This is a genomic window from Achromobacter sp. (assembly GCF_036567245.1).
In the GTDB taxonomy this organism is placed as follows: Bacteria; Pseudomonadota; Gammaproteobacteria; order Burkholderiales; family Burkholderiaceae_B; genus Achromobacter.
Genome location: NZ_DATCUY010000364.1, coordinates 1 through 9,168, shown reverse-complemented (window position 1 = coordinate 9,168; position 9,168 = coordinate 1). Strand labels below are relative to the sequence as shown.

At 68.5% G+C, this 9,168-nt stretch carries 9 protein-coding genes; 8 read left to right on the top strand and 1 reads right to left on the bottom strand.

Annotated elements, in window-relative coordinates; all coding sequences use genetic code 11:
- The 8 genes from VIR09_RS15740 to VIR09_RS15705 all read left to right on the top strand — a co-directional run.
- Positions 1-681: FecR domain-containing protein (locus VIR09_RS15740; protein WP_332013717.1), on the top strand; the 681-nt coding region annotated here is incomplete at its 5' end.
- A 175-nt stretch (positions 682-856) separates the two neighbouring features.
- Positions 857-3,412 carry a TonB-dependent receptor gene (locus tag VIR09_RS15735; RefSeq protein ID WP_332013716.1) on the top strand — a complete coding sequence of 852 codons (2,556 nt, stop codon included), beginning with the start codon at positions 857-859 and terminating at the stop codon, positions 3,410-3,412.
- Between the two features lie 80 nt (positions 3,413-3,492).
- Positions 3,493-4,539: a hemin-degrading factor gene (locus VIR09_RS15730; protein ID WP_332013715.1), complete on the top strand. Its 1,047-nt coding sequence runs from the start codon at positions 3,493-3,495 to the stop codon at positions 4,537-4,539.
- Between the two features lie 18 nt (positions 4,540-4,557).
- Positions 4,558-5,391 (top strand): hemin ABC transporter substrate-binding protein, encoded by an 834-nt coding sequence (locus VIR09_RS15725; RefSeq protein ID WP_332013714.1) that lies wholly within the window; start codon positions 4,558-4,560, stop codon positions 5,389-5,391.
- On the top strand, positions 5,375-6,373 hold the full coding sequence (locus tag VIR09_RS15720; protein WP_332013713.1) for an iron ABC transporter permease: 999 nt from the start codon (positions 5,375-5,377) through the stop codon (positions 6,371-6,373). Before VIR09_RS15725 ends, VIR09_RS15720 begins: the two co-directional genes overlap by 17 nt.
- Complete coding sequence (locus VIR09_RS15715) at positions 6,370-7,158, top strand: heme ABC transporter ATP-binding protein (protein WP_332013712.1); 789 nt, start codon at positions 6,370-6,372, stop codon at positions 7,156-7,158. The genes VIR09_RS15720 and VIR09_RS15715 overlap by 4 nt, the downstream gene beginning before the upstream one ends.
- Positions 7,159-7,236: 78 nt before the next feature.
- On the top strand, positions 7,237-7,719 hold the full coding sequence (locus VIR09_RS15710; protein ID WP_013395853.1) for a YajQ family cyclic di-GMP-binding protein: 483 nt from the start codon (positions 7,237-7,239) through the stop codon (positions 7,717-7,719).
- Positions 7,720-7,766: 47 nt separating this feature from the next.
- Positions 7,767-8,672 carry a LysR family transcriptional regulator gene (locus VIR09_RS15705; protein WP_332013711.1) on the top strand — a complete coding sequence of 302 codons (906 nt, stop codon included), beginning with the start codon at positions 7,767-7,769 and terminating at the stop codon, positions 8,670-8,672.
- Between the two features lie 13 nt (positions 8,673-8,685).
- Here VIR09_RS15705 and VIR09_RS15700 read toward each other — a convergent pair.
- A partial coding sequence (locus tag VIR09_RS15700; RefSeq protein WP_414639432.1) for a DNA-3-methyladenine glycosylase family protein occupies positions 8,686-9,168 on the bottom strand: 483 nt, incomplete at its 5' end.

Sequence of the window (9,168 nt, the reverse complement as noted above, 5' to 3'; positions counted from 1 at the left end):
GCCTGGCGCGCCGATCCGCTGGACTGGACCGCCGACTATCGCAGCGCGCCGGGCGAGCGGCGCGAAGTGGCCTTGGCGGACGGTTCCACGCTGCTGCTGAACACGGCCAGCGCCGTCGACGTGATGTTCAGCTCCACCGTCCGCCTGTTGCGTCTGCGCGCGGGCGAGATCGCGGTGCACGCCGTGGCCGACACGGCGCCGCAGACGCGCCCATTCGTGGTTCGCACCAGCCTGGGCGATATCGAGGCGCAGGCCTCGCGCTTCTGCGTGCGCCAGGAAAGCGGGCTGTGCCGGGTCAGCGTGCAGGAAGGGCGGGTCCGCGTCGGCAGCGCCGCGCATCCGCGCGGCGTGGTCAGCCTGGAGGCTGGCGAACAGAGCAGCCTGACGGCCGAGGGCGTGTCGCCGCCGTCTCCCGCCGATCCGCACGCCAGCGACTGGCTGCGCGGCGTGCTGCACGCCAAGCGCATGCGCCTGGACGCCTTCGCGGCGGAACTGGGCCGCTACCGCTCCGGCATCCTGCGTTGCGATCCCGAAGCCGCGCACCTGCGCATCTCGGGCGCATTCCAGCTACGCGACACCGATGCGGTGCTGGCGGCGCTGCCCGCGACCTTGCCGGTGCGGGTGCGCTACCGCACGCCGTACTGGGTGACGATCACCTCGCGCGTAGCCGCCGAGGCCTGAATCCGCGCTGTTACAAAAAACTGGAGGACCAGCTGTCCGATTTCGATTTCACGAGGGTCATGGTCTGTAGAGGCAAACGAATGCCGACACCGTTTGGATCGAAAGGACGACCATGGCTTACCTATCCGCCAGCCGCGCAAGCGGCTCCCGACCCGCCCGAGGCCCGCAATGCCGCATGACCCGCATAGCTGTCGCCGTGCATGCCGCGCTGGCGCTGGCCGCCATGTCCGCGGCCTTGCTGCCCGCAAGCGGCGCATGGGCCCAGCCTGCGCAGCAGACGCAGGCGCGCGGCTATCGCATCCCCGCAGGGGCGCTGGCCGAGGCGCTGCCGCGTTTTGCCGACAGCGCGGGCGTGACCGTGCTGTTCGATGCGGCGCTGGTGGGGCAACGCCGCACGGCAGGGCTGGACGGAGTCTATTCCGTGAATGAAGGCTTCGCGCGCTTGCTGGCGGGCAGCGGTCTGGGCGTACAGGAGCGCAGCGCCCGGGTCTACGTACTGCAGACGGTGACGGCCGCGGACGTGACGCAGTTGGCGCCGGTTCAGGTGGACGGCGAGGGTACGCCGGTCGCGCCAGCCTGGGAAACCAGCACCGACCGCAAGCGCCTGGACGAGTTGCAGGTCAGGAACTGGACCGACTTCGGCAGGCGCGCCGAGCCTGGCGTGAGCTTCAACCGGGCGAACAGCAGCATCAACATCCGCGGCCTGGACCAGGACCGCGTGCTGACGCGCGTGGACGGCATCCGCCTGCCCTGGCTGGACGACGGCGCGCGCGGCCTGAAGGGCGGCCTGGAGGCAGTGGACTTCAACAGCCTGTCGCGGCTGGACATCGTGCGCGGCGCCGACGCCAGCAGCGGCGGTTCCGGCGCGATTTCCGGCATTGCCGACCTGTATACGCTGCAGCCTTCGGATCTGCTGACCGACGGCAAGACTTTCGGCGCGCTGGCCAAGACCGACTACGACACGGCCGACAGCAGCTGGGGCGCCAACGCCGCCTTGGCGGGCCAGATCCACAGCAACACGTTCTGGCTGGTGCAGGCCGGCGTGCGTAACGGCCACGCACTGGACAACCGTGCCGACGTGGGCGGCTACGGCTCCAAGCGCAGCGAGCCCAGCCCCGAAGACTACGATCAACGCAGCTTCCTGCTGAAGTTGCAGCAGCGCGTGGAAGGCGGCCACCGCTTCGGCCTGACGGGCGAATACTTCAAGCGCAACGCCGACATCGACAATATGTTCGAGCAGGGCGCCGGCACCAGCTATCTCTACGGCGAGAACAGCACGCGCAAGGAAACCGAACGCCAGCGCGTGTCCTTCGATTATTCGTACAAGGCGCCCGGCGAAGGCAGCCTGATCGACACCGCCACCGCGGTCGTCTATTGGCAACGCTTGCAGCTGGACAGCTCGCTGAGCGGCGTGCGCAGCGTCGATTCCCGCGCCTATGCCAGGCCCGGCGATCCCTACTATTACGGCTATCCCAGCGGCCCCTATGGCCGCAGCAATTCCATTCGCCAGACCATGTTCGGCGCCAATGCCGAAGTCACGAAACGCCTGACAGGCTCGACCGTATCGCAGCTCTGGACCGCGGGTGCGGAGTGGTACGGCAACAAGACCGAGCAATATTCCGGCGGCTACGACAATTGCCCCATGATCCCGCCGGGCACGCGGGCGCCCATGGGCCCGCGCCTCTGCGACATGCTGCACACCAACCAGGCCGACGTGCCGCAGTCCAAGGGCAATCAATGGGCCCTGTGGGTGCAGGACGAATTCAGCTTCGCCGACGGCCGCTACACCATCATGCCGGCGCTGCGCTATGACCACTACGAACAGAAGCCGCAGTCCACGCCCGCCTACGACAGCAACCCCAACGCCAGCGCATTGCCGCCGACCAACAGCGGCAGCCGCTTCTCGCCCAAGCTGCTGGCCACCTGGAAGGCTGCGGACGAGCTCAGCCTCTACGCGCAGTACGCCTATGGTTTCAAAGCGCCCAGCCCGACGCAGCTCTACACCAACTATGGCGGCCCGGGCACCTACCTGCGCGTGGGCAATCCCTATCTGAAACCCGAAACCAGCAAGGGCTGGGAGCTGGGCGCCAAGATCGGTTCCGATTCCCTGGGCGGCGCGGTATCGTTGTTCGACAACCGCTACCAGAATTTCATCGACGGCAACGTGCCGCTGAACGCATCCTCGCCGCAGTGGCAGCCGGGCTGGGCCGGCCAGTATCCCTTGGGCGTGACCGGCAACGTCAACCGCGCCAAAGTTCGCATCTATGGCGCCGAGGCCAGCGCGCACTGGAAGTTTTCGCCGGGATGGCGTACCTGGGGCTCGCTGGCGTGGGCCGTGGGCAAGGATGAAGGGACGGGGCAGTACCTGAACTCGGTGGCGCCCCTGAAGGCGGTGCTGGGCCTGGGCTACGGCCGCGATGTTTGGGGCGTGGATGCGATGTTGACCACCGCCCTGCAGCGCAACAAGGTCGAGTACCCCGAGGGTACGGCCACGGCGCCCAATGCCGATTTCCAGGCGCCGGGTTACGGCGTGGTGGACCTGATGGGCTATTGGCGTCCAGTCGCGGTCAAGGGCCTGCAGGTGCAGGCGGGCGTTTTCAACCTGTTCGACAAGAAGTATTGGGAGGCCATCAATGTGCCGACCGCCGGCGCCATCGCCATTCCGCGCCCTGTCGATTGGTACACGGAACCGGGACGCAGCCTGCGCGTCTCACTGACATACCAGTATTGATCCAGACCCGCCGCCGGTCCGGTCGACACTGGAGCGGCGGCGGTCTACGCAAACCTTAGCAACGGCCGGAGGGCCCCACCATGAGCAATACCGATTTCACGTCCCGCGCCCAGGAACTGCGCGCCCGCAACGAGGCGCTGACGGCCTCGCAACCCAAGCTGCGCGCCCGCAATCTGGCGCAGGCGCTGGGCGTGTCCGAAGCCGAGTGGGTGGCGGCGGAATGCGGTGGCCTCAAGGCCAGGGCCCTGCACGGCACGCCCCAGGAGATCTTCCGCGAACTGGGTACGCTGGGTCCGGTCATGGCGCTGACCCGCAACGACTGGTGTGTGCACGAGCGTCACGGCGTGTATGAGGACATCCAGGCCAAAGGTCCGGTAGGCCTGGTGCTGGGGCCGGATATCGACCTGCGCGTCTTCTTCACGTCCTGGAAGTCGGCCTGGGCGGTCGAACAGGACGGCCGTCACAGCCTGCAGTTCTTCGACGGCGCGGGCGTGGCGGTGCACAAGGTATACCGCACCGATGCCACCGACGCGGCGGCCTACGACGCCCTGGTCGCCAGGTTCGCGGGCGAGGCGCAGTGGCCGGAAACCCAGCACTATGCTCCCGCCGTCGACGCCGACCGGGTCGAGGACGGCGCGCAATGGCGCGAGGCCTGGCTGGGCATGCAGGACACGCACGAATTCTTCCCCTTGCTGCGCAAGTTCAAGGTGTCGCGCCTGGCCGCCCTGGCGGCGGCGGGCGAGGACCTGGCGCAGCAGGTGCCGGCCGACGCCGTCGAACGCATGCTGGAATCCGCGGCGCAGTCCGGATTGTCCATCATGTGCTTCGTGGGCAACCGCGGCATGATCCAGATCCATACCGGCCCGGTGCAGCAGCTGAGCCGCACCGGCCCCTGGTACAACGTGCTGGACCCGAAGTTCAACCTGCATCTGGACACTACCGCCATCGCCTCGGCCTGGGTGGTGAACAAGCCGACCTCGGACGGTTGGGTCACGTCGCTGGAGCTGTATTCGGCCACGGGCGACCTGATCGCGCAGTTCTTCGGCGAGCGCAAGCCGGGCAAGCCGGAACTGGCCGGCTGGCGCGAGCTGATGATCAGCCTGTGCAGCGTGCCCCTGGCGGCCTGATTCCATAAGGACGAAGCGATGAAAAAATGGCTGGCAGTGGCAGCAGGCTGGGCCTTGGCGTTCAGCGTGCACGCGGCGCCGCCCGCCAGGGTGGTGACCCTGGGCGGCAGCGTGACCGAAATCGTGTATCAGCTGGGGCAGGGCGACAAGCTGGTGGGAGACGATCTCTCCAGCCTCTATCCCGAGGCTGCGACCAAGCTGCCGCGCGTGGGCTACTACCGGGCCGTGCCGGTGGAAGGCGTGCTGTCGCTCAAGCCTGATCTGGTGCTGGCGTCTGAGCAAGCCGGGCCGCCGGATGCGCTCAAGCGCCTGGCGGACGTCGGCTTGCGGGTCGTCACCGTGTCGGACGCGCCGTCGGTGGACTCGCTCAAGTCGCGTATCCGCGGCGTCGCCGACGCCTTGGGCGTGGCGCCCGCAGGCGAACGCATGGTGGAAGAGGTTACGCGCGAACTCGCGCGCGCCGAGGCGGTGCCCGCGACGCGCGCGCGGGCGCTGCTGCTGATCAACCGCACGGGTTCGCCGCAAGGCGCCGGCCGCGACACTGCCGCCAACGAAGTCATGCACTTGGCGGGACTGGTGAACGTGCTGCAAGACCAGCAGGGCTACAAGCCTCTGTCGGCCGAAGCCTTGGGCGCGCTTGCGCCTGACCTGATCGTGGTCACGCAGGCGTCGCTGGACGCGGGCGGCGGCATGGAGGCCTTCCTGCGCATGCCCGGCATCGCGTCCACGCAGGCCGCCGCAAAACGGCGGATCGTGGTCATGGACGACCTGCTCATCCTGGGCATGGGGCCGCGCCTGCCGCTGGCGCTGACCCAGCTCAAGCAGGAGGTCGCGCATGTCATGGCGCGTTAGCGCGCCGTTGGCATTGGGCTTGCTCGCCGCGGCCTTGGCGGTCGCGGTGGTGGCCGCCACGGCCAACGGCGCGGTGGCGATCCCCTTGCGCGAGCTGCCGTCCCTGCTGTGGGGTACGCCGACGCCGGAAAACGCCTTGTGGCGCAACGTGCTGATCGACATCCGCCTGCCGCGGGTCCTGTTCGCGCTGGTGGCGGGCGCCGGCCTGGCGGTATCCGGCGCGGCCATGCAGGCGCTGTTCCGCAATCCGCTGGCCGAGCCCGGACTGATCGGCATATCGGCCGGCGGCGCACTGGGTGCGGTGGCCGCCATCGTGCTGACTTCCGGCGGTTTCTGGATCACCGCGCCGTCGGCCTTCGCCGGCAGCCTGGTCGCCACGCTCTGCGCCTATGCGGTGGGCCGGCGCGTGCCGGGCGTGGCCGGGCTGCTGCTGGCGGGCGTTGCCATCACGGCCATGGCGTTCAGCCTGATCGGCCTGTTCACCTTCGTCGCCACCGATGCGCAGCTGCGTGACCTGACGTTCTGGAACATGGGCAGCCTGGGCGGCGCCAACTGGAAAGTGCTGTCGTTCCTGGGACCCTGGGTGCTGCTGGTCAGTCTGTGGCTGATGAGCCAATGGCGCGTCATGAACGCCTTGCTGCTGGGTGAACGCGAGGCCCAGCACCTGGGCTACACGCTCAAGCGCGTGCGGGCCAGGCTGGTGCTGGCCAGCGCGCTCATCGTGGGGCCCCTGGTCGCCGCCACGGGGACTATCGTCTTCGTCGGGCTGGTGGTGCCGCACCTGGTCCGCATGACGCTGGGCGCCAATCATCGCTGGCTGCTGCCCGCGACCATACTTGCAGGGGGACTGGCGCTGATACTCGCGGATTGGCTGGCGCGCACCGTGGTCGTGCCGGCGGAACTGCCTATAGGCCTGGTGACCGGCCTGGTCGGCGGACCGTTCTTCCTGTGGCTGCTGGCGCGCGGACGGAGAATCGGATGACGCTCTCCGCACGGAATCTGACCGTGAGCCGCGGCGGCGCGCGCATCCTCACCGATGTGTCGCTGGACATCCGGCCGGGAGAAGTGGTGGGCTTGCTGGGCGCCAACGGCGCCGGCAAATCCACCTTGCTGGGCGCGCTGTCGTCGGAACTGGCGCCCGATGCAGGCCAATTGAGCCTGGGCGCAACCCCGCTCGCCGCGCTGCCGCACCGGCAGCAGGCGCGCCAGCGCGCGGTGCTGCCGCAAAAGCCCGGGCTGACCTTCGACCTGAGCGTGCGCGAGGTGGTCGCCATGGGCGCCTATCCGTTCCCGGAGTTGCCGCCACAGGCGGTGGACGAATTGGTGATGCAGGCGCTGGGCCAGGCCGATGCGGCGCATCTGGCGGGACGGCGTTATCCCGAGTTGTCCGGCGGCGAACAGCAGCGTGTGCAGTTCGCCCGCGTGCTGGTCCAGTGCCATGCCGCGCGCGGGCAGGGCGAGCCGCGCTACCTGTTGCTGGACGAACCCACGGCCAGCCTGGATCCCAAGCACCAGGGCGATTTGCTGCGCCGCGCCTGGGAATTGGCGCACACCGCCCATACGGGCGTACTGGTGATCCTGCACGACATGAACCTGGCCGCGCGTTGGTGCGACCGTCTGCTGCTGCTTTGCGGCGGGCGCGGCATCGCGCAAGGCACTCCGGCGGAGGTCCTGACGCCGGCGAATCTGTATCTGGCCTACGGCATCGACGCGCAGGTGATTCCGCATCCCCTGCAAGCCGGCCGCCTTCTGGTGCTGATGGCGTGACGCGGGCTGTCGGGTCGGTAAAATAGGCGATACGCTTGTATTCGCCTTTTCAACATCTACCCAACAGGACCCCGTGTCATGCCTACTTTTGACGTCGTCTCCGAAGTCGACAAACACGAACTCTCCAACGCCGTCGACCAGGCCAACCGCGAACTGGCCACCCGCTTCGATTTCAAGGGCACCGAGGCCAAGTTCGAACTCGACGAATTTGTCGTGACCCAGGTCGCTTCCAGCGCGTTCCAGCTCAAGCAGATGCTGGACATCCTGCGCGGCCGCCTGTCGGCGCGCGGCATCGATGTGCGCTGCCTGGACGTGGCCGATCCCCTCGAAAACCTGGGCGGCGCCCGCCAGAAGGTCACGATCAAGCAGGGCATCGAGCAGCCGGTGGCCAAGAAGCTCATCGCCGCCATCAAGAACGCCAAGCTCAAGGTGGAATCCCAGATCAACGGCGACAAGCTGCGCATCAGCGGCAAGAAGCGCGACGACCTGCAGACCGCTATCGCGTTGCTGAAGAAGACCGACGTCGACCTGCCGCTGCAGTTCGAAAACTTTCGCGACTGATCCGCCCCGCGCCAGGGCGCCCGGCGCCCTGCGGACCTCGAGGGGCCATGGGACATTCCAATGAGTTGCAGCTGGTCGTCGAACTGGTGCGCGCCGGCGGCATGTCCGCCGCCGCCCGCGAGCTCGGCGTCACGCCGGCCGCCGTCAGCAAGCGGCTGGCCCAGATCGAGGCGCGGCTGGGCGTGCGTCTGGTCAACCGCAGCACGCGGCGCCTGAGCCTGACCGCCGAAGGCGAGGTCTACCTGGAGAACGCCCGCCGCATCCTGGGCGAGATCGAGGACCTGGACCAGTTGATCGCCAGCCGCCAGGACAGTCCGCGCGGCCTGCTCAAGGTCAACGCGCCGCTGGGTTTCGGCCGCAGCTATATCGCGCCCGCGATTGCTGAATTTGCCCAGGCCTATCCCGAGGTGTCGCTGCAGCTGCAGCTGACCGACAGCCCGGCGGATTTCGTGCGGGACGCCTTCGACGTGGCGGTGCGCTTTGGCGACCTGCCCGACACCCGCCTCATCGCCCGCAAGATCGCGCCCAACCGGCGCCTGGTCTGCGCATCGCCGGGCTACCTGAAGGCCCATGGCGTTCCCGCCACGCCGCATGACCTGACGCGGCATCAATGCATCGTGCTGCGGCAGAACGAAGCCGCGTACGGCTTGTGGCGCTTCACCAAGGGACGCCGCAGCGAGACCGTGAAGGTGCGCGGCAACCTCAGCAGCAACGACGGCGAAGTGACGCTGACCTGGGGCCTGGCCGGCCTGGGCATCCTGCAGCGCGCCGAATGGGATCTGGCCCGTTATCTGCGCAGCGGCAGGCTGGTACAGGTGCTGGAAGACTACGCCTTGCCGCAAGCCGACATCTACGCGGTCTTCCCGGAAAGGCACCATCTGTCGGCCAAGGTGCGCGTGTTCGTGGACTTCCTGGTGGCGTATTTCAGGAAGGGCGCGGACAGCCGGTGGTGATTGCCGGCCCGGCTCAGGCCGACCAAAGGTGCTGCGCCGCGTAGGCGCGCCAGGGCCGCCAGGTCTCGGCGCGGGCCAACAATTGCGCGGGCGTGTAGGCCCGTGCTTCCAGCCTCTCCAGCGCCCGGAGCAAACCGATGTCGGCGGACGGGAACGCGTCCGGCTCGCGCAACTGGCGCAGGGCGATGTATTGCGCCGTCCATTCGCCCACGCCGCGTATGGTGCGCAGCCGGCGCACCGCGTCCTCCAGGCCGCCGGCCGCATCGAACAGATGTCTGTCCGCCATCGCCGCCGCGGCTACCGCCGACAAGGTTGCTGCGCGGCTGCGCGGCATGCCCAGCGGCGCCAGTTCGGCGGCCGCCACGGCTTCGGGCAAGGGAAACACATGGGTCAGCCCGCCTTCGGGGCGCGCCATTGCCGCGCCGTGCGCGGCCACCAGCTTGCCGGCCAGGCGGATGGCCGCGACCACCGTGATCTGCTGGCCCAGCACGGCGCG

Coding starts and splice junctions, on each gene's coding strand:
- VIR09_RS15735 (WP_332013716.1), top strand. CDS start 857: ATGACCCGCATAGCTGTCGCCGTGCATGCCGCGCTGGCGCTGGCCGCC.
- VIR09_RS15730 (WP_332013715.1), top strand. CDS start 3,493: ATGAGCAATACCGATTTCACGTCCCGCGCCCAGGAACTGCGCGCCCGC.
- VIR09_RS15725 (WP_332013714.1), top strand. CDS start 4,558: ATGAAAAAATGGCTGGCAGTGGCAGCAGGCTGGGCCTTGGCGTTCAGC.
- VIR09_RS15720 (WP_332013713.1), top strand. CDS start 5,375: ATGTCATGGCGCGTTAGCGCGCCGTTGGCATTGGGCTTGCTCGCCGCG.
- VIR09_RS15715 (WP_332013712.1), top strand. CDS start 6,370: ATGACGCTCTCCGCACGGAATCTGACCGTGAGCCGCGGCGGCGCGCGC.
- VIR09_RS15710 (WP_013395853.1), top strand. CDS start 7,237: ATGCCTACTTTTGACGTCGTCTCCGAAGTCGACAAACACGAACTCTCC.
- VIR09_RS15705 (WP_332013711.1), top strand. CDS start 7,767: ATGGGACATTCCAATGAGTTGCAGCTGGTCGTCGAACTGGTGCGCGCC.